Source organism: Pseudonocardia sp. NPDC049154, from assembly GCF_040648315.1.
Classification (GTDB): Bacteria; Actinomycetota; Actinomycetes; order Mycobacteriales; family Pseudonocardiaceae; genus Pseudonocardia.
The window spans coordinates 14,555-39,760 of sequence record NZ_JBEZDN010000042.1 but is presented as its reverse complement, the minus strand read 5'-3'; the positions used below and the strand labels follow the sequence as shown (position 1 = coordinate 39,760).

20 protein-coding genes and 1 other RNA gene are annotated in these 25,206 nt (G+C 73.3%); 16 read left to right on the top strand and 5 right to left on the bottom strand.

The window, feature by feature from the left end; translation table 11 throughout:
* Window positions 1–138: 138 nt before the first annotated feature.
* Window positions 139–939 (bottom strand): alpha/beta hydrolase, encoded by an 801-nt coding sequence (locus tag AB0B41_RS20695; protein WP_358205584.1) that lies wholly within the window; start codon window positions 937–939, stop codon window positions 139–141.
* On the bottom strand, window positions 936–2,177 hold the full coding sequence (locus tag AB0B41_RS20690) for an LLM class flavin-dependent oxidoreductase (protein WP_358205581.1): 1,242 nt from the start codon (window positions 2,175–2,177) through the stop codon (window positions 936–938). Before AB0B41_RS20690 ends, AB0B41_RS20695 begins: the two co-directional genes overlap by 4 nt.
* A 392-nt stretch (window positions 2,178–2,569) precedes the next feature.
* Here AB0B41_RS20690 and AB0B41_RS20685 point away from each other — a divergent pair, with 392 nt between their 5' ends.
* The 16 genes from AB0B41_RS20685 (at window position 2,570) to AB0B41_RS20610 (ending at window position 22,155) form a co-directional block, all read left to right on the top strand.
* Entirely contained in the window at window positions 2,570–3,514 is a 945-nt protein-coding gene (locus AB0B41_RS20685; RefSeq protein ID WP_358205579.1) for an ABC transporter permease, read from the top strand.
* Complete coding sequence (locus tag AB0B41_RS20680; RefSeq protein ID WP_358205577.1) at window positions 3,511–4,491, top strand: ABC transporter permease; 981 nt, start codon at window positions 3,511–3,513, stop codon at window positions 4,489–4,491. Before AB0B41_RS20685 ends, AB0B41_RS20680 begins: the two co-directional genes overlap by 4 nt.
* On the top strand, window positions 4,488–5,540 hold the full coding sequence (locus tag AB0B41_RS20675) for an ABC transporter ATP-binding protein (protein ID WP_358205574.1): 1,053 nt from the start codon (window positions 4,488–4,490) through the stop codon (window positions 5,538–5,540). The genes AB0B41_RS20680 and AB0B41_RS20675 overlap by 4 nt, the downstream gene beginning before the upstream one ends.
* On the top strand, window positions 5,537–6,586 hold the full coding sequence (locus tag AB0B41_RS20670) for an oligopeptide/dipeptide ABC transporter ATP-binding protein (RefSeq protein ID WP_358205572.1): 1,050 nt from the start codon (window positions 5,537–5,539) through the stop codon (window positions 6,584–6,586). Before AB0B41_RS20675 ends, AB0B41_RS20670 begins: the two co-directional genes overlap by 4 nt.
* The gene (locus AB0B41_RS20665) at window positions 6,583–7,644 is read left to right on the top strand and encodes an alcohol dehydrogenase catalytic domain-containing protein (RefSeq protein ID WP_358205570.1); all 1,062 of its coding nucleotides are present in this window, start codon (window positions 6,583–6,585) and stop codon (window positions 7,642–7,644) included. The genes AB0B41_RS20670 and AB0B41_RS20665 overlap by 4 nt, the downstream gene beginning before the upstream one ends.
* Window position 7,645: 1 nt before the next feature.
* Window positions 7,646–8,587, top strand: a complete 942-nt coding sequence (locus AB0B41_RS20660; RefSeq protein WP_358205568.1) for an NADP-dependent oxidoreductase — start codon at window positions 7,646–7,648, stop codon at window positions 8,585–8,587.
* A 10-nt stretch (window positions 8,588–8,597) separates the two neighbouring features.
* On the top strand, window positions 8,598–9,428 hold the full coding sequence (locus AB0B41_RS20655) for an SDR family oxidoreductase (protein WP_358205565.1): 831 nt from the start codon (window positions 8,598–8,600) through the stop codon (window positions 9,426–9,428).
* A 25-nt stretch (window positions 9,429–9,453) separates the two neighbouring features.
* A complete protein-coding gene (locus AB0B41_RS20650; RefSeq protein ID WP_358205563.1) occupies window positions 9,454–11,010 on the top strand; it encodes an ABC transporter substrate-binding protein in 1,557 nt (518 codons plus the stop codon).
* Between the two features lie 52 nt (window positions 11,011–11,062).
* Complete coding sequence (locus AB0B41_RS20645) at window positions 11,063–12,628, top strand: ABC transporter substrate-binding protein (protein ID WP_358205560.1); 1,566 nt, start codon at window positions 11,063–11,065, stop codon at window positions 12,626–12,628.
* Window positions 12,629–12,663: 35 nt separating this feature from the next.
* On the top strand, window positions 12,664–14,247 hold the full coding sequence (locus tag AB0B41_RS20640) for an ABC transporter substrate-binding protein (RefSeq protein WP_358205558.1): 1,584 nt from the start codon (window positions 12,664–12,666) through the stop codon (window positions 14,245–14,247).
* Window positions 14,248–14,445: 198 nt separating this feature from the next.
* The gene (locus tag AB0B41_RS20635) at window positions 14,446–15,237 is read left to right on the top strand and encodes an SDR family NAD(P)-dependent oxidoreductase (RefSeq protein WP_358205555.1); all 792 of its coding nucleotides are present in this window, start codon (window positions 14,446–14,448) and stop codon (window positions 15,235–15,237) included.
* A gap of 52 nt (window positions 15,238–15,289) precedes the next feature.
* On the top strand, window positions 15,290–16,063 hold the full coding sequence (locus tag AB0B41_RS20630; RefSeq protein WP_358205553.1) for an alpha/beta hydrolase: 774 nt from the start codon (window positions 15,290–15,292) through the stop codon (window positions 16,061–16,063).
* 14 nt (window positions 16,064–16,077) lie between these two features.
* Window positions 16,078–16,866 (top strand): SDR family oxidoreductase, encoded by a 789-nt coding sequence (locus AB0B41_RS20625; RefSeq protein ID WP_358205551.1) that lies wholly within the window; start codon window positions 16,078–16,080, stop codon window positions 16,864–16,866.
* Window positions 16,863–18,104 carry an LLM class flavin-dependent oxidoreductase gene (locus AB0B41_RS20620; RefSeq protein WP_358205548.1) on the top strand — a complete coding sequence of 414 codons (1,242 nt, stop codon included), beginning with the start codon at window positions 16,863–16,865 and terminating at the stop codon, window positions 18,102–18,104. Before AB0B41_RS20625 ends, AB0B41_RS20620 begins: the two co-directional genes overlap by 4 nt.
* Window positions 18,105–18,227: 123 nt before the next feature.
* A complete protein-coding gene (locus AB0B41_RS20615; RefSeq protein ID WP_358205546.1) occupies window positions 18,228–20,174 on the top strand; it encodes a GAF domain-containing protein in 1,947 nt (648 codons plus the stop codon).
* Between the two features lie 91 nt (window positions 20,175–20,265).
* Window positions 20,266–22,155, top strand: coding sequence for a GAF domain-containing protein (locus tag AB0B41_RS20610; protein WP_358205544.1), 1,890 nt, complete (start codon window positions 20,266–20,268; stop codon window positions 22,153–22,155).
* A gap of 7 nt (window positions 22,156–22,162) precedes the next feature.
* Here the strand turns inward: AB0B41_RS20610 and AB0B41_RS20605 are convergent, their stop codons facing one another.
* From AB0B41_RS20605 to AB0B41_RS20595, 3 genes are all read right to left on the bottom strand, one after another.
* Window positions 22,163–23,386: an acetylxylan esterase gene (locus AB0B41_RS20605; protein WP_358205542.1), complete on the bottom strand. Its 1,224-nt coding sequence runs from the start codon at window positions 23,384–23,386 to the stop codon at window positions 22,163–22,165.
* Window positions 23,387–23,553: 167 nt separating this feature from the next.
* Window positions 23,554–23,947, bottom strand: an RNA gene (gene rnpB / locus AB0B41_RS20600) — RNase P RNA component class A.
* Window positions 23,948–24,054: 107 nt separating this feature from the next.
* Window positions 24,055–25,146: a hypothetical protein gene (locus tag AB0B41_RS20595; RefSeq protein ID WP_358205540.1), complete on the bottom strand. Its 1,092-nt coding sequence runs from the start codon at window positions 25,144–25,146 to the stop codon at window positions 24,055–24,057.
* Window positions 25,147–25,206: the final 60 nt, after the last annotated feature.

Sequence of the window (25,206 nt, the reverse complement as noted above, 5' to 3'; positions counted from 1 at the left end):
CGCCGGACGGGGCTGCGCCGGACGGAGCTGCGGGGATCGGGCCCACCCGTCAGCCGGCCCGGTCGACGGCTCGGTCGACCGCTCGGTCGACCGCGCCGACCGGGTCGACCGCGCCGACCGGGCCGAGGGCCGGCGCGCTCACCGGTCGCCCCCGAGGTAGGCGGTGATCGCCGCGAGGGTGTCGTCGAGGTACTCCACGACCATGCCGTGCCCGCCCCGCGGCAGGACCTGCAGCGTGCCGTGCGGCAGCAGCTCGGCCATCTCCACGGACTGCGCGACGGGCGTCAGCACGTCCTCGGCGCCGGCGAGCACCAGCGTGGGGGTGGTCGCCGAGGGCAGGTCGGCGCGGGAGTCGTAGACACGCAGACCCGCGGCCTGCGCCTCGAACCCGGCGAGCGTCGTCGGGTGCGGGTCCTTGCGGGCCAGCTCCGCCTGCGCCTGCGCGGCGGCGTGGTCGGCGAGCAGGCGCGGGGTGAACGCCCACGGCATCCCGTGGATCCCGACGGACACCGGGTCCACGCCCGCCCGGCGCAGTGCGAGGCCGGCGTCGAGCCAGGCGTCCTGCACGCCGGTGTACGAGGGGAAGGCGTTGAGCAGCACCGCCTTCGACAGCACGTCCCCGTGCCGGACCAGCATCGACTGCAGCACCGAGCCGCCCAGCGACCACCCGACGGCTCCGACCGGGCCGAGCCCGAGGTGCCGGACCAGCGCGGCGGCGTCGTCGCCCAGGGTGTCGATCGGGTACGGACCGGGCGGGACCTCGGACAGCCCGGTCCCCCGGTTGTCGAACGTGATCACGGTGAAGCCCTCGCGGAGCCGCGGCGCGGCAGCGGCCCACGCGAGGGAGCTGAGTCCGAGCCCCGCGATCAGCAACAGCGGCGGCCCGTCGCCCTGGACGTCGTAACGGAGCCGGACGCCGTTGACCGTCGAGGTGCTCATGCGCCCGTGACCAGCGACGGAGCCCCGACCCGGGCCTGGCTGACCGCCGGGGTCCAGTGGTCCGGCTGGTCCGCCCACAGGTCCCGCAGCTGCGGGATCACCGTGGTGCCGAACAGGTGCGTGTTCATCGCGGCCGTCTCCTCCGGCAGGTTCCCCATGTGCAGCGACGCGATCAGCTGCCCGACCCGCAGCTCGGTGGCCAGCTCGCGGAGCCGCTGCGCCACCCGGTCCGGGGTGCCGGCCACGATGTAGCCCTTCTCGTCGTACTCCCAGAAGCTCATCTCGCCGCTGACCGCCCGCCGCTTGTCCTCCACGGCCTGCGGCGACGTCGTCCGGCCGAGCATGCCGCGCAGGGCCGCGGACGAGTGGTAGCCCGGTGGCGTCGCCCACCGCGTCGCGGGGTCCCGGACGCGCTGGAAGTAGCGCACCGCCTCGGCGTACTTCTCCTCCGCCTCCCGGTCGGTGTCGGCGACACAGACGATCTGCGTGAACGCCATCCGGTGCGGGTTCATGTCGCCGTCGTGGGCCGCCACGTAGTCCCAGTAGCCGTCGACCAGCGGCTTGGCGGCCTGCAGGCCGGAGAAGGACAGGTGGCCGTAGCAGTAGTTCTCGCGGGTGACGAGCTCCCAGGTCTCCGGGCTCGTCGAGCCGGGCACCCAGATCGGCGGGCGCCGCTGGATCGGCCGCGGCCAGAGATTGACCTGGCGGAGCTGGGTGTAGCGGCCGTTGAAGGTGAACGGCTCCGGTTCCTCCCAGGCGCGCAGGATCAGCTCGCGCGCCTCGTGGAAGCGCTCGCGGAGCTCGATCGGCGGCCGCCCGTAGGCGTGGGTCGAGTCCATCGGGGTCCCGAACACGAACCCCGCGATCAGCCGCCCCTCGGACAGGCAGTCCAGGTAGGCCATCTCCTCGGCGACGCGCGTCGGCGGGTTGTAGAGGGCCAGGGAGTCGCCGATGACGAGGATCGCGGCCTTCTCGGTGCTGCTCGCGACGCTGGCCGCGAGCAGGTTCGGCGACGGCGTCATGGCGAACGGGGTCTGGTGGTGCTCGTTGACGGCCAGCCCGTCGAAGCCGTCGCGATCGGCCTGCTGCATGAGCCGGAGGAACATCCGGTAGTTGGCGCCGACCCGCTCGGCGTCGGCCATCGCGATCGGGCTGTCCACCCAGCCGCCCTGCCCCGGCGCCGGGAACCCGGGCGGCAGTCCGTCGTACGTGACCTCCGCGAACCAGTGGAACTTCACCGTTCCGCCTCCTGACCTCACCGCGGCGCCCGGCACCTGCCGGGCCCGGGGCCAGCGTGGGCGGCTGGTCGGCGGGCCGACAATGGGGATCCGCACAGCAGTTCCGGCGTCGTCGTGGGCATCGTCCCAATGCGCCGGCCGGATCGACCGGGAAACGGGGCCCGAGCGATTCTCCGGCGAAATCGGACGCGCCGCCCATTGCCCCCCACCGGTCGCCTCGCTTAGCGTCCGTTCCCGACGCCGACCGTCGATCCCCCTGCTGAGACCGGCCCGAAGAACCCGCCGACGGGTTCTGCCGTCCCCTTCCCGGGCGACCCCCGGAATGGGCCGAGTGCTGCCCGGAATTTCCCGAGAATCGATGCGCCGACTTCAACGAGGAGGTTGAGCATCCCGTGCTGAAGTTCTTTCTGACGCGCGTGGCGACCACCGTTCCCGTACTCCTGCTGGTGACCTTCGTCGTCTTCGGCCTCGTGCTGCTGATCCCGGGCGACCCGGCCGTCACGATCGCCGGCCCGGAGGCCACGGTCGAGCAGGTGGTGGCCGTGCGGGAACGGCTGGGGCTCGACCGCCCGATGGTCGTGCAGTACTGGGACTGGATCACCTCCGCGCTGTCGGGCGATCTGGGCACCTCGCTGTTCACCAGCCGCCCGGTCGCCACCTCGATCGGCGACGGGCTCCCCGTCACGCTCGCCCTCGCCGGGTCCGCCCTGGTCATCTCGCTGCTGATCGCGGTGCCGACGGCGATCCTGTCGGCGCTGCGCCGCGGGACCTGGCTGGACCGGATCTCGAGCATCGGCTCGTCCCTCGGCATCGCCCTGCCGTCGTTCTGGCTCGGCCTGATGTTCGTGCTGCTGTTCAGCCTCACCCTGGGCTGGCTGCCGGCCACGGGCTACGTCCCGATCGAGGACGATCCCGGCGCCTGGCTCGCCCACATCCTCCTGCCGGCCCTGACCCTCGGCATCGCCGGCGCCGCCGAGAGCGCCCGGCAGCTGCGCGGGTCGATCATCGGTGTGCTGCAGCAGGACTACGTCCGCACGGCACGGGCGAAGGGCCTGCGGGGGCGGGTGGTGATCGGCAAGCACGTCATGAAGAACGCGAGCGTCCCCCTGGTCACGGTCCTGGGCCTGCAGATCACCGCGCTGCTCGGCGGCGCCGTGCTCGTGGAGCAGATCTTCGGCGTCCCCGGCCTCGGCCAGGTCGCGCTGAACGCGGTGACCACCCGCGACATCCCGGTGATCCAGGGGATCGTGCTGGTCGCCGTGCTCGTCGCGATGCTCTCGAACCTGCTCGTCGACCTCACGTACGGCTACCTCAACCCGAAGGTGCGGCCCCGATGACCAACGTGGAGAAGAAGTCGGCGGCCGCCCGGGAGCCGTCGGCACAGGTCGCGCCGGAGGCACCCGCGGCCTCGGCGATGCCGGCCGGCGCCCCCGCGTCGGTCTCGGCCGAGGCCCTGGCCCACGGCGGCGGGGCGTGGGCGGACTTCCGGCGCCGGGTCGGCGGGAACCGGGGCGCGATGATCGCGCTCGGCGTCCTGTCCCTGCTGGTCGTCGTCGCCCTGATCGGGCCGTTCATCACCCCGGCGGACCCGAACGCGCAGAACCTGCGTGCCGTGCTGCTGGATCCCTTCTCCCCCGGCCACGTCCTGGGCACCGACCAGCTGGGCCGCGACATCCTGAGCAGGCTCATCGTCGGCACCCGGGTGTCCCTGCTCGCGATCGCGCTGGCGCTGGCCGTGGCGATGGCGATCGGGGTGCCGCTCGGCTTCCTCTCCGGTTTCCTGTCCGGCCGCTTCGACCAGGTCGTCATGCGGCTCAACGACGCGGCGATGAGCTTCCCGCCGCTGCTGCTCGCCATCGCCCTGGTCGGCGTGCTCGGCCCGAGCCTGCGCAACGCCATGTTCGCCGTCGGGATCCTGATGGCCCCGCGGTTCCTCCGGCTGGTCCGCGGCGTGGTCCTGGGGCTCAAGGAGGAGACCTTCGTCGAGGCCTCGCGCAGCATCGGGACCCCGACATGGATGGTCATCCTCCGGCACATCCTGCCGAACACCCTGTCCCCGTTGACCGTCGCGATCGCCGTCACCGCCGGCTACGCGATGCTCTCGGAGGCGGGCCTGAGCTTCCTCGGCCTCGGCGTCCAGCCGCCCGACGCGAGCTGGGGATCCATGATCCGCGAGGGCTTCCTCTACTTCGGGCGCTCGCCGTGGCTGGGCATCTTCCCGGGAGTGCTGATCGCGCTGACGGTGTTCACGTTCGTGACGCTCGGCGACGGCCTCCGCGACGCCCTCGGCCGCGAGGAAAGGACCGAGTCGTGACGGCGACCCCGAACGCAGCGACCCAGAACGCAGCGAACCGGAACGCAGCGACCCTGACCGACACCACCCTCGAGGTCGACAACCTCGTCGTCGACGTCCTCACCGAGTCCGGGTGGGCGACGGTCGTGGACGGGGTGAGCTTCTCGGTCCGGCGCGGTGAGACGCTCGGGATCGTCGGCGAGTCCGGCTCCGGCAAGAGCGTGACCTGCCTGTCGATCGCCGGTCTGATGCCGCCCAAGCAGACCCGGGTCCGCGCCGACACCCTGCGGCTGCTCGACCACGACCTGACCCGGCTCTCCCCGAAGCAGATGTCCGACGTCCGCGGCCCGACGATCTCGATGATCTTCCAGGAGCCGATGAGCAGCCTGAACCCGGCGTTCACCGTCGGCGACCAGATCGCCGAGGTGCTGCGCCGGCACGAGGGCGCGAGCCGGCGGGAGTCGAAGCGGCGCGCGGTCGAGCTGCTGGACCGGGTGGGGGTGCCCAGCCCGGCCCGGCGCGCCACCCAGTACCCCTTCGAGTTCTCGGGCGGCATGCGCCAGCGCGTGATGATCGCGATCGCGCTCGCCTGCAACCCCGACGTCATCGTGGCCGACGAGCCGACCACGGCCCTCGACGTCACCGTGCAGGCCCAGATCCTGGAGCTGCTCCGGGAGATCCAGCGCGAGCACGGGATGTCGGTCATCTTCATCACCCACGACCTCGGCGTGGTCGCGGACGTCTGCGACCGGGTGCTGGTGATGTACGCCGGGCAGATCGTGGAGAGCGCCGGGCTCCACGAGCTCTTCGAGGACCCCCGGCACCCCTACATGGAGGGGCTGCTCGCCGCCATGCCCCGGATGGACAACCCGTCCGAGGCGCTGGCGAGCATCCCGGGCCATCCGCCCCGGGTCGGCGCCATGCCGGAGGGCTGCCGCTTCCACCCGCGGTGCCGGTACGTCGCCGAGGACTGCACGGGCGGGCCGACGCCGCCGCTCGAGCTCGTCGCCGCCCACCACACCACCCGCTGCCTGCGCCACGCCGAGCTGACCCTGAGGGGGAACCCGTGAGCGACCGGTCCCTGCCCGGGAGGGCGGAGCCGCTGCTGACCGTCCGCGATCTCGAGGTCACCTTCTCCCCGCGCAAGCGGCTGTTCCGCGAGCGGATCGAGCTCAAGGCCGTCGACGGCGTGAGCTTCGACCTGACCGAGGGCGAGACGCTCGGCCTGGTCGGCGAGTCCGGTTGCGGCAAGTCGACGACGGCGCGCGGCCTGATGCGCCTGGTCGAGCCGACCGGCGGCTCGGTGCGGCTGGAGGGCCGCGAGCTCCTCGGCCTGCCCGCGAAGGAGCTGCGCACCGCCCGCCGGGACATCCAGATGGTGTTCCAGGACCCCTACTCCTCACTGGACCCGTCGATGCTGGTCCGGGACTCGATCGGCGAGCCGCTCGACGTCCACGTCAGGCTGGGACGCACCCAGCGCGTGGAGCGGGTCGCGGAGCTGCTGCGCCGGGTGGGGCTCCCGCCGGAGTACATGACCCGCTACCCGCACGAGTTCTCCGGCGGCCAGCGCCAGCGGCTCACCATCGCCCGCGCGATCGCCGCCGACCCCAAGATCCTCGTGCTCGACGAGGCCGTCTCGGCCCTCGACGTCTCCACCCAGAACCAGGTCATCGGGCTGTTGGAGGAACTCTCGGCCCAGATCGGTCTGACGTACCTGTTCATCGCGCACGACCTGTCCGTCGTCCGGCACATCTCCGACCGGGTGGCGGTGATGTACCTCGGGCAGATCGTCGAGCACGGCGACGCCGCGCGGGTGTTCGACGCCCCCGCGCACCCGTACACCGAGGCGCTGCTGTCCGCCGTGCCCGTGCCGTCGCCCCGGACCCAGCGCAGCCGCGAGCGGATCGTGCTCTCCGGCGACCCGCCGGACCCCTCGCGGGTGCCGCCGGGCTGCCGGTTCCACACCCGGTGCACCTACGCGATGGACGTCTGCCGCACCGAGGTCCCGCGGCTCACCCCCGCCCAGGGCTCCGGCGAGGTGGCCTGCCACCTGCACACGGCCGGCCCCCGCCTCGCGGGCGCGTCGGTCCGGACCCTGACCCGGGTGCCCGCATGAGGAGCGCGGTCTGGGAGGGAGTGGGGCGGATCGGGCTGATCGAGGTCGAGGATCCGGTCCCCGGACCCGAGGACGTGGTGCTGGACGTCGCCGCCTGCGGCATCTGCGGGTCGGACGTGCACGCCTTCGCCGAGGGCGTCTGGATCGCGCCGGGCGCGCCGATGGGCCACGAGTTCTCGGGCACGGTCTCCGCGGTCGGGACCGGGGTCCGCGGCCTGAAGGTCGGGGACCGGGTCGCGGTGAACCCCATGGGCCCCTGCGGCTCCTGCCGTCAGTGCTCCCTGGGCCGCACCAACCTCTGCGCCGCGCCCCCGAGCAGTGCCCGCGGCGGACTGTCGGACAAGGTCCTGGTCCCCGCTGCCGAGTCGGGGGCGCGGCTGCACCGGATGCCCGACTCGATGAGCGTCGAGGAGGGCGCCTTCCTCGAGCCGCTCTCCGTCGCGACCCGGGCCGTCGCGACCGCCGCGCCCGAGCTCGACGGGCCGGTCGTCGTGGCCGGGCTCGGCTCGATCGGGCAGAGCGTGCTGCGGGTGCTGCTGGCCTACGGCGCGCGGGACGTCGTGGGGATCGACGTCTCCCCCGCGCGGCTCGCCGCGGCCTCGGGGCTCGGCGCCACGGTCCTCGACGCGCGCACCGACGACCCGCGGACGTACCTGCTGGACCGGTGGGGCACGTCGACCTCGCCGTACCAGGTCGCGGGGAACGTCGGCACCTTCTTCGAGTGCTCCGGCGCCCCCGCGATGACCGCGCTCGCCACCGAGGTCGTCCGGGCGGGCGGGACGGTCTCGATCGCCGGCCTGGTCGGTGCGAGCCCGCCGGTCGACCTGGACACGGTGGTGCAGAAGGAGCTCCGGCTGCTCGGCAGCTTCGCCTACACCGGACCCGACGCGACCGAGGCCTTCCGGTTGCTCGCCGACGGCCTGGTCGACGTCGCCCCGCTCGTGTCCCACCGCGTCCCGCTGAGCCGGGTCGCCGAGGCCTTCGGCACCCAGCACGCCGTCGACGGCTCGGTGAAGGTGCTCGTCCTGCCCGACCCCGTCGCTCCCGAGGAGACCTGAGATGTACGCCGTCGGCATCCCGCACCCGGGTGGTCCCGAGGTGCTGCGGCTCGTCGAGCTGCCCACCCCCGAGCCCGGTCCCCGGGAGCTCCGGATCCGCACCACCGCCGCGGCGGTCAACCCGACCGACACCGCCTTCCGCCAGTGGGGCCCGCGGGCGTCGGAGGGCCTGCCCGCGCCGTGGGTGCCGGGGATGGAGATGGCCGGCGTGGTCGACGCCGTCGGCCCCGACAGCGCCTGGGCCGTCGGCGAACGGGTGATGGCGATCGTCATGCCGCGCCGCGCACAGGGCGGGGCCCAGGCCGAGTACGTCGTGGTCCCGGACAACGCGGCCGCGGCGGTCCCGGACGGCATCGGCGACGTCGAGGCCGCCACGCTCCCGATGAACGGCCTGACCGTCTACTCCGCACTGCTGCACCTCGGGCTCACCGCCGGGCAGACGCTCGGTGTGACCGGGGCGGCGGGAGCGGTCGGCGGGTACGCGATCGAGCTGGGCCGGATCGCCGGCCTGCGGGTCGTCGCCGACGCCTTCGCACAGGACGAGGAGCTCGTCCGCGGCCTGGGAGCCGACGTGGTGGTGCGGGCGTCGCGCGACGTGACGGAGGAGGTCGCCGCGTTCCGTGCGGCCGTGCCCGCGGGGGTCGACGGGCTGATCGACGCCGCGGTCCTCGACGCGGGGGCCCTGCCGATCGTGCGCGACGGCGGTGCCCTGGCCACCGTCCGGTTCTGGGCGGGCCCGACCGAGCGGGACATCCGCATCCACCCGGTCATGGTCCGCGACCACCTCACCGACGGCGCGGAGATCGCCAAGCTCGCCCAGCTCGTGGTCGACGGACGGCTGACCCTGCGCGTCGCCGACACCTACCCGGCCGCCGAGGCCACCGCGGCACACCGACGACTGCAGGCGGGCGGCACCCGCGGCCGGCTCGTCCTCACCTTCTAGGAGGAAACCCATGGCCATGCTCGACGGCAGACTCGACGGCGGACTCGTCGGCAGACTCGACGGCAAGGTCGCCGTGATCACCGGAGGGGCGAGCGGCATCGGGCAGGCGACCGCGGTGCGGTTCGCCGAGGAGGGCGCCGACGTCGTCGTCGGCGACCTCCGGGACGGTGCCGAGACGGTCGCGCTGGTGGAGAAGGCCGGCCGCTCCGCGCGGTACGTGCGGACCGACACGACCTCGGAGGCCGACTGCGAGGCGCTGGTCGCCGCCGCGGTCGAGGCCTTCGGGCACGTCGACGTCGGCGTGGCCGCGGCGGGCGTCGCCACGGCGCAGGGGGCCAGCAACATCCAGACCCGCGCGGCGCGGGGCGACGCCACGCACGTCGTCAACCTCGAGCCGGACAACTTCCGCCGCGTGCTCGACGTGAACGTCCTCGGCGTGCTGTTCACCGACCGGGCGCTGGCCCGGCAGATGCTGGACCAGGGCACGGGCGGGTCGATCGTCAACATCGCCTCGACCGCGGCGAAGATCCCGCTCGCCGGCGCGTCGCCGTACTGCGTGTCCAAGGCCGGGGTCTGGATGCTCACCAAGGTCATGGCCCTGGAGCTGGCGCAGACCGGGATCCGGGTCAACGCCGTCGGCCCCGGCTACACGGCGACGCCGATGATCGCCGGGCTCGAGGACAACGAGCCCGCCTACGCGACGGCCATGAGCATCACGCCGATGAACCGGCTCGGCACCGCGACCGAGTCCGCCGACGCGTGCCTGTACCTCGCGAGCGACGAGTCCTCGTTCACCACCGGGCAGATCCTGCACCCCGCCGGTGGCCAGTTCACGGGCTGACGCCCCGACCCGAGAGGAGCGCCCGGTGAGGGCTCCATCGTCCCGGCGGCTGATCGCCGGGCTGATCGCCGCGTTCGCGTTGCTCGTCACCGCCTGCGGTGGCGGTAGCGGCGCGGGCTCCGGCGCGGCCGCGCAGCCGGACCCGAACGCGATCCTGCGCTACGCGTTCGTGCAGAACGTCTCCAGCTTCGACCCGCACCGCTCCAGCAACGCCTGGGACATGGTGAACCTGCGGCTGGTCTACGACCAGCTGCTGCAGGAGGACCAGAACGGCGAGATCGTCCCCATGCTCGCCACCGGGTACGAGTTCCTCGACGACGGCAAGGTCCTGCAGCTGACCCTGCGCGACGACGTCACCTTCCACGACGGCACGAAGTTCGACTCCGCCGCGGTCAAGGCCAACCTCGAACGCGCCAAGACCCTGGAGACCAGCGCGGTCAAGGGCGCGCTGCGGGCGATCACCTCGATCGACACCCCCGACGCGACCACGGTCCGGCTGAACCTCGGCTCCCCCGGCGGCAACCTGCCCGCGCTGTTCACCGAGCGGCACGGGTCGATGATCAGCCCCGCCGCGTTCGACAACCCGGACCTGGACCAGAAGCCCGTCGGCTCCGGCATGTTCACCATGACCGAGTACGTCCCGGGCCAGGTGACCCGGTACGCGAAGGCACCGAACTACTGGGACCCCGACGCCGTCAAGGTCGCCGGCGTGGAGGTCTACGTCCAGACGTCGTCGCCGACCCGGCTGAACATGCTGACCACCGGCCAGATCGACATGACCTACCTGGACCCGTCCACCCAGGACCAGGCGGTGGCCGCGGGCCTGAACGTCGAGCCGTCGCAGAGCACGACGATCTTCCGGATGACCGTGAACACCGCCAAGGCGCCCTTCGACAAGCTCGAGGTGCGGCAGGCGATGGAGCACGCCATCGACCGCCGGGCGATCGTCGACGGCGTCCTGTTCGGCATCGGCGCACCGACCTCGCAGCTGATCCCGCCGGGGCACTGGGCCTACGACGACGAGGTCGCCTGGGACGGCCCGGACTACGCCTACGACCCGGAGAAGGCGAAGCAGCTGCTGGCGCAGGCCGGGTATCCGGCGGGGGCGGACTTCGAGATGCTCATCCCCGCGCTCGACGACCACCGCGCGGTCTCCGAGGCCGTCATCCCGATGCTCGAGGCCGTGGGCCTGCGGCCGCGGACCCGGGTGATCGAGCCCGCGACCACGCCCGCCACGTTCTTCGGCCGCCAGGAGGGCAACGCCTACATCGGCGCGAGCGCGCCGTTCGTCGACCCGTCCACCCAGTACGAGTCGAACCTGACCGGGCAGTTCACCAACCCGTGGAACACGACGTCACCGGAGTTCACCCAGGCATGGAACGACTCCCTGGTCGGCGCGACGCGCGAGGAGCGGCTGCCCGCGGTCCACCGGATGATCGAGGACGAGAAGGACCTGCGGCGCCAGTTCGGCATCTACGCGGCCCAGCCGCCGAGCGTCTGGACCGACAAGGTCATCTTCCCGCCGGGCTACCGGCCCGCGTACGCGCCCGTCTTCCGCGGCGTCGCGGTGGCGGCGGGCTGATCCGGACCCGCCGGGCCCCGGCGGTCGGTCGAGGAGACGAGGGAGCGCAACCGTGCGTGACAGGAGAGCGTCGTCGAGGGTGCTGGCCGTGCTGGTCGCCGTGGTGGCGTTGCTCGCCGCCGCGTGCGGCGGCGGCAGCGGGGGCGGGACGGGTTCGGGGCAGGCCACACGGGCCGACCCGAACGCCACCCTGCGATTCGCCTGGTCCCAGGCGGTGTCGACCTTCGACCCGCACAGGTCGGGCAACCCGTGGGACAACGTCGTCTACCAGCTGCCCTACGACCACCTGATCCGGGCGGACACGTTCGGCGAGCTCGAGCCGCAGCTCGCGACGAAGTGGGAGTTCGTCGACGACGGGAAGGCCCTGGTGCTCGACCTCCGTGACGACGTCACGTTCGTCGACGGCACGAAGTTCGACGCGACCGCCGCGAAGGCGAACCTCGACCGGGCGCGGTTCTCCGAGACCAGCGCGGTGAAGGGCCTGATCCGGGCGATCCAGGACGTGCAGGTCGTCTCGCCCACCCGGGTGCGGATCAACCTGAACGGGCCGGGCGGCAACCTGCCCAACTTCCTCTCGAGCTCGGCGGGCGTGATGATCAGTCCGGCGGCCTTCGACAACCCGGACCTGGACCAGAAGCCCGTCGGGTCGGGCATGGCGACGCTCGTCGAGTACGTGCCGAACCAGGTGGTGCGGTTCGAGCGGAACCCGAACTACTGGGACGAGGACGCCGCCAAGGCCGCGAAGTACGAGATCTACGTGCAGCCCCAGGCCACCACCCGGATGAACATGCTGATCGGCGGCCAGGCGGACATCGCCAACCTCGAGGCCTCCCAGGCCGACCAGGCGAAGGCGGCCGGGCTCAACGCCGATGCCTCGTCGAGCACCGCGATCCTCAACTTCTTCATGAACCCGGGCAAGGCGCCGTTCGACGAGCTCCAGGCCCGGGAGGCCCTGGAGCACTCCATCGACCGCACCGCGATCGTCGACGGCGTGTTCTTCGGCTACGGGACCCCCGTCGCCCAGTTCCTCCCCCCGGACCACTGGGGCTACGACCCGGCCGTCACGCCGGACGCCCCGGACTTCAACCACGACCCGGCGCGGGCCAGGCAGCTGCTCGCCGAGGCCGGGTACCCGAACGGCGTCGAGATCGAGTTCCTGATCCCCGGCATCGACAGCCACCGCTCGGCGGCCGAGGCCCTGATCCCGATGCTCGAGGCGGGCGGGTTCCGGGTGAAGCCCCGGGTCATCGACGCCGCCACCACTGCGGACACCTTCTTCGCACGAGAGGAGGGCAACGCGCTGATCGGCATGGGATCCCCGGTGGGCGACCCGACGACGGCCTACCTCCCGGAGCTGCCGGACCAGTTCTACAACCCCTGGAACGTGAGCACGCCGCAGTTCGTGACGGCGTACGGCGCCGCGCTCCTCGGGACCGACCCGCAGGCCCGCACCCCGGCGGTACGGCAGATGGTCGAGAGCGAGAAGGACATCCGGAAGCGGGTGCCGATCCACCAGCACACCCCGCCGATGGCCTACACGAGCTCCGTCGTGCTGCCGACCGAGGGCTACCGGGTGAACTACATGTTCAGCCTGCGGGGCGTCGGGGTCGGCACGTGACGGCCCACCGAGATCCCTGCGACGAGGAGAGACGTGTGACCACAGCAACGACGCTGCGCCGCACCCGTTCGAGAGTGGCGGCGGTCCTGCTGGCCGTCCTGGCCGTGGTGCTGTCGGCCTGCGGCGGCGGCACCGGGGCCTCCGGCGGGGCCGGCGGGTCCGGGGGCGGGACGCTCGACCCGAACGGCACGTTCCGCTACGTCTTCGTGCAGAACCCGTCCACGTTCGACCCGCACAAGTCCGCCAACCCCTGGGACATGATCTTCTTCCGGCTCGTCTACGACCAGCTCATCCGGGAGAACGAGAACGGCGAGCTCGTGCCGCAGCTCGCCACCTCGTGGGAGTTCGTCGACAACGAGACCGCGCTGGTCATGAAGCTGCGCGACGACGTCACCTTCTCCGACGGCACGAAGTTCGACGCCGCGGCGGTCAAGGCGAACATCGAGCGGATGAAGACCCTCGACGGCAGCACGCAGAAGGGCGCGATGGCCCGCGTCGCGGGCGCCGACGTCGTCGACCCCACCACCGTCCGGATCAACCTGTCCGGCCCCGGCGGCAACCTCCCCGCGCTGTTCAGCGGCACCCCGGGCAGCATGATCAGCCCGGCCGCGATGACGAACCCCGACCTCGACCAGAAGCCGGTCGGCTCCGGGATGGCGCGGCTCGTCGAGTACGTCCCCGGCCAGGTCAGCCGCTACGACCGCACCGAGGGCCACTGGGACCCGGAGGCCGCGAAGGCCGCGCACTACGAGATCTACGTGCAGACCTCGGCGCCGACCCGGCTGAACATGCTGCAGACCGGCCAGGCCGAGCTCACCTACCTGGACCCGTCCCAGGCCGACCAGGCCAAGGGCGCCGGGCTCAACACCGCCGAGTCCAAGAGCCTGTCGATCATGTCGATGTACATGAACACCGGCAAGCCGCCCTTCGACAAGCTGGAGGTCCGGCAGGCCTTCCAGCACGCGGTCGACCGCCAGGCGATCGTCGACGGCGTGTTCTTCGGCCTCGGCAAGCCGGTCGCGCAGTACATGCCGCCCGACTACTGGGCCTTCGACCAAGCCGTGACGCCGGACAACCCGGACTACAACTACGACCCGGCCAAGGCCCGGCAGTTGCTCGCGCAGGCCGGCTACCCGAACGGCGTCGACTTCGAGATGCTCGTGCCCAGCCTCGACGACCACCGCGCGGTGGCCGAGGCGCTGGTGCCGATGCTGGCGGAGTCCGGGCTGCGCGCCACGACCCGGGTGATCGAGTCGCCGACCACGCCGCAGACCTTCTACGGCCGCCAGGAGGGCAACGCCTTCCCGGGCATGGGCGCGCCCTTCCAGGACCCGACCACCGTGTACCAGGCGAGCCTGCCGGGCCAGTACGCGAACCCGTGGAACACCACCACCCCGGAGTTCGAGAAGGCGTGGCTCGACGCGCTCAGCGGCGCGACGCGGGACGCCCGGCTCCCGGCGATGCACCGGATGATCGAGGAGGAGAAGCGGATCCTCAAGAGCTTCCCGCTGCACGCCCACTACCCGCCCTCGGCGTGGACCGACCGGGCGGTGTTCCCGGAGGGCTACCGGCCCGCCTACGCACCGACCTTCTACGGCGTCGGGGTCACCGCGGGCTGACGCCGACGGGCCCGGTGGGGACGGGGCGCACCCCGCCGGGCCACCGCGGCGGCGCGGGTGGAGGAACACCCACGGATCCCGCCCGAGGGGTGGGCGTCCGTCCGTTGTCCCTCCCCCGCGCCGATCGCAGACTCGATGCGGGGCGACGCTCGTCAGGACCGGCCCCGCAGCCCATCCCACCAGCACGGGAGGCCCGGCATGCGGCTCGACGGCAAGGTCGCGGTGATCACCGGCGGCGGTTCGGGCATCGGCGCGGCGACCGCGCGGACCTTCGCCCGGGAGGGCGCGGCCGTCGTGATCGCCGACATCGACGAGGCGGCGGGCGAGAAGGTCGCGGCCGAGGTTCGCGAGGCGGGCGGGACGATCGAGGCGCGGGTCTGCGACGCCTCCCGGCCCGAGGAGATCGACGCCCTGATCGGGTTCGCGCTGGACCGCCACGGGGCGCTCGACGTGCTGCACAACAACCACGTCGCGTTCGAGTCGGGCCGCGTCGGCGACCTCTCGCTGGAGGGGTTCCGGCGCTCGCTCGACGCGAGCCTCGTCGCCTACTGGTACGCGACCAAGGTCGCGCTCGTGCCGATGCTGGCGCAGGGCCGCGGGGCGGTCGTCAACACCGCGTCGGTGTCCGGGCTCGCCGGCGACTACGGGCTGGGCGCCTACAACGTGCTCAAGGCCGGCGTCGTCAACCTCTCCCGGGTCACCGCGATCGAGTACGCCCGCAAGGGCATCCGTTGCAACGCGGTGTGCCCGGGCCCCATCGGCACCCCGCCGATCGACCGGCTGCACGACGCCGCCCCGCAGATCTGGTCGGACATCCGGGAGGCGATCCCGATGGGCCGGTACGGCCGAGCCGAGGAGATCGCGAACGCCGTGCTGTTCCTCGCCTCCGACGAGGCGTCCTTCGTCACCGGCACCCACCTGGTCGCCGATGGCGGGCTGTGGGCCCACTCGGGCATGCCGCCGATCGGCGGGCTCGGCCCTGACTTCTGACCCGACTTCTGACCTGCTCCACACCAGAACCTGCTCACGAACCGGGAGCGACATGACCACGCTGGAGATCCCGAACATCGGGACGTTCGACGTCGAGCTGTGGGAGGAGGGCTCCGGTGCGCCGCTGCTCTACCTGCACGGGTACGAGCGCCATCCCGGCGGCGCCGGGTTCCTGAAGCGGCTCGCGACGGACCACCGGGTCCTCGCGCCCGAACAGCCCGGGTACGGGAGCTCGACCGGCTTCGAGCACTTCACCGACGTCCAGGACGTCGCGCTGTACTACCGCGAGCTGGTCGAGTCGTGGGGGCTCGGGTCCGTCGACGTCGTCGGCCACTCCCTGGGCGGGATGTTCGCCGCCGAGCTCGCCGCGATCGCCCCGCAGCTCGTGCGCCGCCTCGTGCTCGTCAACGCCTACGGCCTCTGGCTCGACGACGAGCCGACGCTCGACCCGTTCGGGCCCGCCGACCAGGTGAAGGCCGCGAAGTGGCACGCGGGACCGCCCGACGTCGAGCCCACCAACTTCGTGCCCGACCCGCACGACCCGCACGCGCCCGTCCTGTTCTCGGCCCGCAACCTCGGGTCCGCCACCAAGTTCATGTGGCCCATCGCCGATCGCGGGCTGCGCCGCAGGCTGCCGCTGATCGACGCGCCCACCCTCGTCGTCCACGGGACGTCCGACGGCCTGCTCCCCGTCTCGTACGCCGAGGAGTTCGTGCGGCTGATCCCGGACGCGCGGCTGCACCGCATCGAGGCCGCCGGGCACTACCCGATGGTCGAGCAGGAGGACGAGTTCGTGTCCGCCGTGTCCGCGTTCCTGGCCGGCTGAGGGAGGGGATGCACATGGGACGGGTACAGGGCAAGATCGCGCTGGTCACGGGCGGCGCCGCGGGGATCGGGCGCGCGACGGCCCGGACGCTGGCGCGCGAGGGGGCCACCGTCGTGATCGCCGACATCAACGTCGACGCGGCGAAGCAGGTGGCCGCCGAGATCGGCGGCGAGGCGGAGGCGGTGCACTTCGACGCCACGGACGCGTCGTCCGTCGAGGCCCTCGTCGCCACGGTGATCGCGACGCACGGGCGGGTCGACGTCATCCACAACAACGCGGCGCTCGTGGGGCCGGACGCCTGGTTCACCGACGGCTCGGTGATCGACACGAGCCTGGAGATGTGGGACCGCGCCTTCGCCACGAACGTCCGCAGCATCTTCGTGATGTGCAAGCACGCCCTGCCGCACATGGTCCGGAACGGCGGCGGGTCGATCATCAACATGGCGTCGGTCGGCGGGCTGCGCGGCAGCCCTGCGCTCACCGCGTACGGCACGACCAAGGCGGCGGTCGTGGGCCTCACCCGGTTCGTCGCGGCCCAGCACGGCAAGGACGGCGTGCGCTGCAACGCCATCGCCCCCGGCGTGATCCGGACCCAGCAGCTGCTCGACGCCGTGCCCGAGCTGCCGGTCCGCGCGCTGGAGGGGGTGGCCTCGCCACGCGTCGGTGAGCCGGAGGACATCGCCAACATGGTGCTGTTCCTCGCCTCCGACGAGTCCGCCTTCGTCAACGGCGAGACCTACCGCGTCGACGGCGGCGCCATGGCCACCGCACCCGCCAACCGCACCCTGGAGACGCAGACGTGAAGTTCCACTGGTTCGCCCAGCAGTACTACAGCAAGCTGCCGCCGGAGTACGGCGACACCGTCGAGAGCTCCTGGGTGACCCCGCCGGCCTCCTACGCGGACCCGCGCCAGGTCGGCGAGGACTACCACACCTACATCCGGCTGATGCAGCAGGCGGACGGTCTCGGCTGGGACTCGCTGCTGCTCAACGAGCACCATCAGACCTCCCTGGCGATGACGCCGTCGCCCAACCTGATCGCCTCGATCCTGGCCGCGACCACGGAGAACGCCGCGATCGCGCTGTGCGGCAACTCCCTCGCCCTGTACAACCCGCCGATCCGGGTCGCCGAGGAGATCGCGATGCTCGACGCGCTCTCCGGCGGACGGATCATCGCCGGGATCGTGTTCGGCACGCCCATGGACAGCGCCTTCTCCTACGGCGTCCCGCCCGTCGAGCTGCGGGAGCGGTTCCACGAGGCCCGCGACCTGATCACCCGGGCCTGGAAGGCGACGGGGCCGTTCGCGTTCAACGGGAAGTACACGCAGCTCCGGTACGTGAACCCGTGGCCGCGGCCGGTCCAGGACGAGATCCCGGTCTGGATCCCGGGCAGCGGCAGCGTCGAGACCTGGGACGTGGTCAACGCGCTCGACTACTGCTACGGCTACCTCTCCTTCTCGGGCCGGCAGTCCGCCGAGCCGATCGTCAAGGGCTTCTGGGAGCACACCGAGGCCACGGGCGGGAACATGAACCCGAACCGGATGGCCTTCACCCAGGTCATCTGCTGTGCCGACACCGACGAGGAGGCGGAGCGTCAGTACTCGGAGGCGGTCAAGTACTTCTACCGGCAGAACCCGACGGCGATCTGGCAGGCCACCCCGCCCGGGTACACCTCGCAGGCCTCGATCCGGGAGAACCTGACCCGCGCGAAGACGATCTCGGCGGAGGAGCGGCTGAAGGCGCAGCGCGGCGAGCTCAGCTTCTGGGAGTACGACGAGCTGGGCTACATCATCGCCGGCACCTCCGAGCGCGTGGAGCAGCGGGTCCGGGCGCTGTGCACCGACCTGCGGATCGGGCAGCTCATCACGTGCATGCACGTCGGGAACCTGCCGGAGGACGTGGCGGCGAAGAACAACCACCTGGTCGGCACGCAGGTGATCCCGAAGCTGCGCGACGTCTGGGCGGACGAGGAGGACCGCTGGACCCCGAAGGTGAGCCAGGAGCGGGTGGCCGCCAGGTTCGGGGCGCACGCGCCGGTGTGACGGCCGGGGTCCGTCGCCACGCACCCCGGATTGGGCTGTTCGTGGGATCCCGCTCGGGGTGCACCGCTCCGTAGGCTTCCGGTGACTGAACGATCGATCAGCCACCGGTAGCCGGAGGGATCCGTGCCCGACGAGGACCCCAGTGTCGAGGAGACGCTCGCCCGGTTGCTCCGCCTGCTCGCCACAGAGGCGCCCGACGAGGCCTTCCACCGGCTGGCGGAGCTCGTCGAGGCCCGGGAGCCCGGGCCGGGGCGGGAGACCCTGCTGCACGCGCTGCGGCGGGGCGCGGTGGTGCGGACGAGGCTCCAGCGCCGCCGGCGGCGCGAGAAGGAGACCCAGGCCCTCCTCGAGACCGCCCGCGGGCTGGCCGCGCTGCGGGACGTCGACGAGGCGCTCGACGCCATCGTCGCGCAGTCGCGCCAGCTCCTCGGCACCGACGCGACCTACCTCGCGCTGGTCGACCCCGTCCGCGGCGACGTCGTCATGCGGATCACGCTCGGCACGGTGACCAGGGCGATCGAGTCGGTGCGACAGCCGAAGGGCAGCGGTGTCGGCGGGATGGTGGTGGCCACCGGCGAACCCTTCGCGACCCGCGACTACCTCGCCGATCCCCGCATCACCCGGGACCCGGCGGTGGCCGATGCGGTCCTGCAGGACGGCATCGTGAGCATGGCCGGCGTCCCGATGCGGCTGGGCGACGAGGTCATCGGCGCGTTGTTCGTGGCCAACCGGCACGAACGGGGTTTCGAACGCGACGAGATCTCCCTGCTCTCCGCCCTCGCCGACCACGCGTCCATCGTCATCGAGAACGCGCGGCTGTTCGGCGACGCGGAGGCCACCGCGCGCCGGCTGCGCGACGCGAACGCCGAGCTCGCCCGGCACGGGGACGCCCTCGAGCGTGCGAGCGCCGCGCACGAGCGGCTGATCCCGATGGCACTGCACCGGGCCGACCTGGCCGATCTCGTCGGCGCGGTGGCCGAGATGCTCGACGCGGGCGTCGCCGCCGTCGACCCGGACGGGGCGGTGCTCGAGGCCGCCCCCCGGCCCGGCTGCCCCGGCCCGCTGACGCCGTCGGACCCGTCGGACGGGCTCACCCCGGACGCGGCCGCAGCGGTGCGCCTCGGGCCCGCGCGGTGGGCCGCCCCGATCCGCGCCGGCGGGGAACGCTTCGGGCATCTCGTCCTCGAGGCCGCGGGGCCGGTGCCGGACACGGACGTGCGGATCCTGGAGCGGGCGGCGCAGACCGCGGCCCTGCTGCTGCTCATGGAACGGCAGGTGTCGCTCACCGAGCAGCGGCTGCGCGGCGAGGTGGTCGAGGAGCTGCTCGCCGAGCGCGAACCGGACTGGGCCGCCTTCGACCGCCGGGCCCGCCGCGCCGGGCCGCGGGGCCTGGACCTCCGGCGCCCGCACACGGTCCTGGTCGTGACGGCCGAGGGCTCCGGGCGCCGGTCCCTGGTGCGCGCGGCGTCCGCGCAGGCCTCCCGCCGGGGCGGTCTCGCCCTGGAGCACGGGGCCCACGTCGTGGTGCTGCTGCCCGGCGTCGACCCCGCCGTCGCGGCTCGCGAGGTCCCGGAGCAGCTGAGCCGGGCGACGTCGGCGCGGGTCACGGCCGGCGTCGCCGGGCCCGCCGCCTCCGCGCGCGAGCTCCGGGCCGCCCACCGGCAGGCGGACCGCTGTCACCGGCTGCTGCTCGCGCTGGGCCGGGAGGGCGAGGGCGCCACCACCGACGAGCTCGGGGCGCTGGGCCTGATCCTCGACGGGACCTCCCGGGCCCAGGTCCGCGCGCTGCTCGCCCAGACCGTCGCACCCCTGCAGCGCTACGACGCGGAGCACGGCGCGGAGCTGCTCCGGACCCTCGACGGGTACTTCGCCGCGGGCCAGAACCCGCGCGCCGCGGCGAAGGCACTGCAGCTCCACCCGAACACCGTCTACCAGCGGATCGACCGGATCGACCGGGTGCTGGGCCATCGGCGCTGGCGCGAGCCGGACGGCTCCCTGAGCGTCCAGGTCGCCCTGCAGCTGCACCGGATCCTCGACCACATCCCCCTCGAGGACCTGGTCCCCGGCTGAGCCCGCGCACCGTTGTCCGGACCGCGCCCGCCCGCCTACACTCGCTGAACGATCGTTCGTCAAGTCCGTGCCACGTCCCGGAGGGCCGACGATGTCCCCCCTGCAGTCCCCCGAACGACCGGCCCCGGCGACGACCGTCGCCGACACCCTCACCCGCGTCGTCGAGCTGCTCGCCGACGACGCCCCGGCCGAGGCCGTCACGGCCGCGGTCGCCGGGCTGCGTTCGCCCGTCGCGGCGAGCGCGGCCGCCGACGCGCTCGCCGTCCGCGACCTGCTCGACCTGCGCCGCCGCCGGGAGCGGGAGGGCGCGGCCCTCTACGCGACGGCCCGCGACCTGACCTCGCTGCGCAGCAGCGACGAGGTGCTGCGGGCGATCGTGGAGCGGGCCCGCCGGCTGCTCGGCTCGGACTCCGCCTACATCGCCCTGGTCGACGCGGCCACCGGCGACGCCTACATGCGGGTCACCACCGGCACGCGGACCGAGGGCATCCGGGCCGTCCGCCAACGGCCCGGGTACGGGGTCGGGGGCTTCGTGATCCAGACCGGGCAGGCGCTGGCGACCCCCGACTACCTCGTCGACGAGCGCATCCGCCACGACCCGCTGGTGGCGGCCGCGGTCGGGGCCGACGGCATCGTCAGCATCGCGGGCGTGCCCATGAAGACGGGCACGACCGTGATCGGCGCCCTCTTCGCCGCGAACCGGGTCCGTCGCGACTTCGACCAGGCCGAGATCGCCCTGCTCTCCTCGCTCGCCGCCCACGCGTCCGTCGTGATCGAGAACGCCCGGCTCTACGAGCGCACCCAGACCGTCACCGCCGAGCTGCGCGAGGCCGGGGCCCGGCTCGCGGCCCAGCGGCACGCGCTCGAGCGGGCGGCGTTCGCCCACGAGCAGCTCATGCCGCTCGCCCTCGAGCGGACGGACGTGGCCGAGCTCGTCCGCGTCGTCCGGCGCGTCCTCGGCGGGAGTGCGGTGCTCCTCGCCGCGGACGGCACGGTGCTCGCCGAGTGCCACGAGGAGCCCGGCGCCGACGACCGGGTGGCGCACGAGGTCGAGATCCGCGTGGGCGAGGAGTCGCTCGGCCGGCTGCGGCTCCTCCGTCCCGGTCCCCTCTCCCCCGCCGACGAACGCACCCTCGAACGCGCCGCGCAGACGGCGGCCCTGCTGCTGGTGATGGGGCGCCAGACCGCGCTGGTCGCCCGCGAGCTGCGGGCCGAGCTGCTGGCCGACCTGCTGGCGGACCGCGCGCCGAACTGGGCCGTCCTGCAGCGGCGCGCAGAGCGCTCGGGCATCGCGGACTTCGACCGGCCGCACACGGTGGTCGTCGCCGGCGGCCCAGCGTCCGAGGAGCGACCGGCCGGGATCCCCGAGCCGGACCATCCGCTGCTCGGCGCGGCCGTCGACGTCGCGGAGCGCCACGGCGGGCTGGCGGGGACGCACGGCGACACGGTCGTGCTGGTCCTGCCCGGGCTCGACGCCGACGACGCCGCCCGCCTCGTCGTGGACGAGCTGACCGCCGCGAGCGGGCGGCCCGTCACCGCGGGCGCGGCCGGGCCCGGGGCGACCGCCCGGGTGGTGCGGGGGCTGCACCGCTCGGCGGCGCGCTGCCACCGGCTGCTGCTCGCCCTCGGCCGGGAGGGGCACGGCGCCTCGCTGCCCGCGCTCGGGATGCTCGGCACGGTGCTCGAGACCGCGGACACCCAGCAGGTCCGGGGTCTGCTGGACCGCACCCTCGGCCCGCTGACGGAGTACGACCGCGCGACCGGGTCGACCCTGCTGACCACCGTCGAGGCCTACTTCTCGGCAGGCCAGAGCCCGCCCGCGACCGCCCGGGCGCTCGGCGTCCACGTCAACACCGTGTACCAGCGGCTGGAGCGCATCACGGCCGTCCTCGGCGGCACGCGGTGGCGCGAACCGGACGGCGCCGTCGAGATGCAGCTTTCCCTCGCCCTGAACCGGCAGATGGGTGAGCCGCTGGGGTGAGGCGCGCTCACCGCGAGAACAGGTCGCCGTTGAGGTAGATGTCCCAGTCCGCCGCGGTCAGGCCGTGCCCGCCGGAGCGCAGGTGGTAGCTCATCGCCGGGCCGCGGAAACCCTTGTCCGTGGGAGGCCGCCAGCTCGTCGAGGGCAGGCCGGTGTCGCCCAGCCCGTAGAGCTCGTACACCTGGGCCGCGGCGACGTACGCCAGGAACTCGCCCTCGGGGTCGGCGTTCGCGTCGTCCGTGGCGCTCGCGACGACGACCCGGCGCGGTGCCATGAGCGCCACCAGCTCGTGCTGGTCGACGGGCAGCGAGTCCACGCGGTCGTTGTAGGCCTTGTACGTCTGCGGGAACCAGTGCGGGAACGAGCCGTTGATGCGCGCGACGGTCTCCGCGCCGACGCCGCCGTCGCCGCGCCGGGCGAGCTTGGTGCCGGTGGATCCCGAGTTGTTCGGGATGGCCACCGCGAAACGGGTGTCCTGCGCCCCGGCCCACAGCGCGGCCTTGCCGCTGCGCGAGTGGCCGATGACCGCCACCTTCGTGGGGTCGATGTCGGGATCCGTCTGCAGGTAGTCCATCGCCCGGCTGGCCCCCCACGCCCAGGCGCTGATGGCCCGGCCCGCGTCCGCGGGCAGCTCCTCGTCGGAGGGATGGAACAGGTCGATCATCGTGCTGCGGTAGCTGCCGCTGTCGTCGGGAGCGACCTCGCCCGCGTCGAAGGCCGCGAACGCATAGCCGGCGTCGGTGATCGTCGACACCGGCGCGATCCCCGACGACCGGTCCGGGTCGTCCCCCACCTCGCCGCGATGGTCGATCATCAGGAACGTGCCCCGGGGCTTGGCGCCGGTCTTCGGGACGAACAGCGTCAGGTCGACGCTGCCGGTGCCCTGCGGGCCGGTGACCGTGATCGTGATGATCTTGCGCGTGACGGCGGGGAAGTCGGTCGACGCGACCTCGAAGGTCTGCGTCGTCGGCGCAGGCAGGCTCTGTCCGTAGACGTTCTCGCGGAAGTCGGCCAGCAGTTCGGCGCGCCGGGTGTTCTCCCACTCCGCGGCGGTGGTGACGGCAGCGCCGTTGTGCAGCCGCAGCGGGTTCGGGTACTCCTCGCCGTCGATGGTCACCGTCCTCGGGGCCTGTGTCAGGGCCGCCGTCCGGACCGGCGCCGGCTGCAGCGCCGAGCCGCTGGCGGCGCACATCGCCACGACGACGAGCAGCGACGTCGCACATCTCGTCACGATGTGCAGTCGGTCGCGGTGACGCGAGTGGCTCGGGGTACGCACGAGGCGGAATCTACCCAGCCGCGATCACTCGGCAACTACTCTCGGCGCAGAGCCATCCATCGGATGACACTTCCGGGTATCGAACGAGTGGCCGCGCCCGGAGTCTCCTCCGGGGCGTGGGGCGGACGAGCTGGCCTGTAAGCCGGATCCTGTTCCCGGGCGCCTCGCGGCGCTCCGTTCGGCGACCATCCATCTAGGCCTGCCGTCGCCGGCAGGCTCGAGCGGCCTACCCGCAGGCTCGGACGGGCCGTCCTCGAACACCTGCGCAGCCTCCCGGGGGAGGCCTCTCGGCCTTGCTCCGGGTGGGGTTTACCGAGCCACCCCGGTCACCCGGGGTGCTGGTGGTCTCTTACACCACCGTTTCACCCTTACCGCGCGCCCGGGGGCGCACGGCGGTCTGTTCTCTGTGGCACTGTCCCGCGGGTCGCCCCGGGTTGCCGTTGACAACCACCCTGCCCTGCGGAGTCCGGACTTTCCTCGGCGGCGTGATGCCGACGCGGTCGCCCGGCCAGCTCGTCCGCGCCACGGATCGTAGCGCGTGGATCACGGCGCGGTACACGGGTGTCCGCGGACAGCGCGCAGGCCCCGAGGGCACGGCTCCGACCTGCGTGGATGGGCCGACGTCAGCTCGGCGGCGGGGTCGTGGTGGTCGTCGTGAGCGGGACGGCGGGCGGCGTGGTCTGGGTGGTCTGGGTGGTCACGGGCGTCGTCGGGGCGGGCGTGGTCGCGACCCGCTTCTTGGTCCAGGTCCGGGTGGGCGGGGTCGAGGCGGTGCGGGTGGACGCCGCCGTGGTGCCCTCCGTCGCGGGGGCGGGCGGGGTGGTGGACGGCCGCGGCGGTCGGGACCGCGTGGTCGTCGGCGTCGGCGAGGGTGTCGGCGGCACCGTCGCGCTCGACGGCGAGCTGGGCGCGGTCGGATCCGGCGAGGGCGTGGGTGCTTCGGGCGTCGGGCCCGTCGGGGCGGTGGGCCCCGTCGGGCCCGCGTTCTGGGCCGGAGCCGGCCCCTGAACGGGGTTCTGAGCGGGGGCGGGCCTCTGAACGGGCCGGGCGGCGACGGGCAGGGCGGGCCGGGCGGGCGCGGCCTGGTGAGTCGCCGCCGCGCCCTCGGTGCCGGCCGAGGTCCCGGCCGAGCTCCGGGCCGGCGGGGCGTCGTCGCGCGCCGCGGCCTGCTGTGCGGAGTCGCCCGTGTCCGCGGAGGCCCAGGGCCGCGGGTCCGAGAAGTCCGCGGAGTCCGACGTGTCCGCCTCCCCCGACGAGTCCCCGGAGTCGGCGAGGACCCGCTCCGGCGGTGGCGCGGCGGGCTGTTCCGGACCGGCCGCGACCGGCGGGGCCCCGGTCGTGCCCTCGGACGGCGCCGCCGACGACGAGGCCGTGGACGGAGCCGTGGACGGGGCCGTGGACGGGGCCGTGGACGGGGCCGTGGACGGGGCCGTGGACGGAGCCGTGGACGACAGTGCCGGCGCGGGGGCGGCCAACGGCGGGCGGGCCGCCGTCGTCGGACCGGTCACGAAGGTCCGCAGCGTGCCCTCCCCCGACGAGGTCCCCACCCAGGCCGCCAGCAGCGCCCCGAGCCCGACGACCGCGACCACCCCGGCCACCGCCGCCCGCACCGCCCGCGTGGCGCCCTCGGGCCGGTGCAGCAGCAGCCAGATCGGCACCACGCACCAGGCGAGGATCAGCACCGTCGCCAGGACCACACCCCACCGTTGCGTCATCGCGCCCTCCCCCACGGCACGGCCCCCCGGGACCGGCGACCTCACCCCATGGTGCTCCCG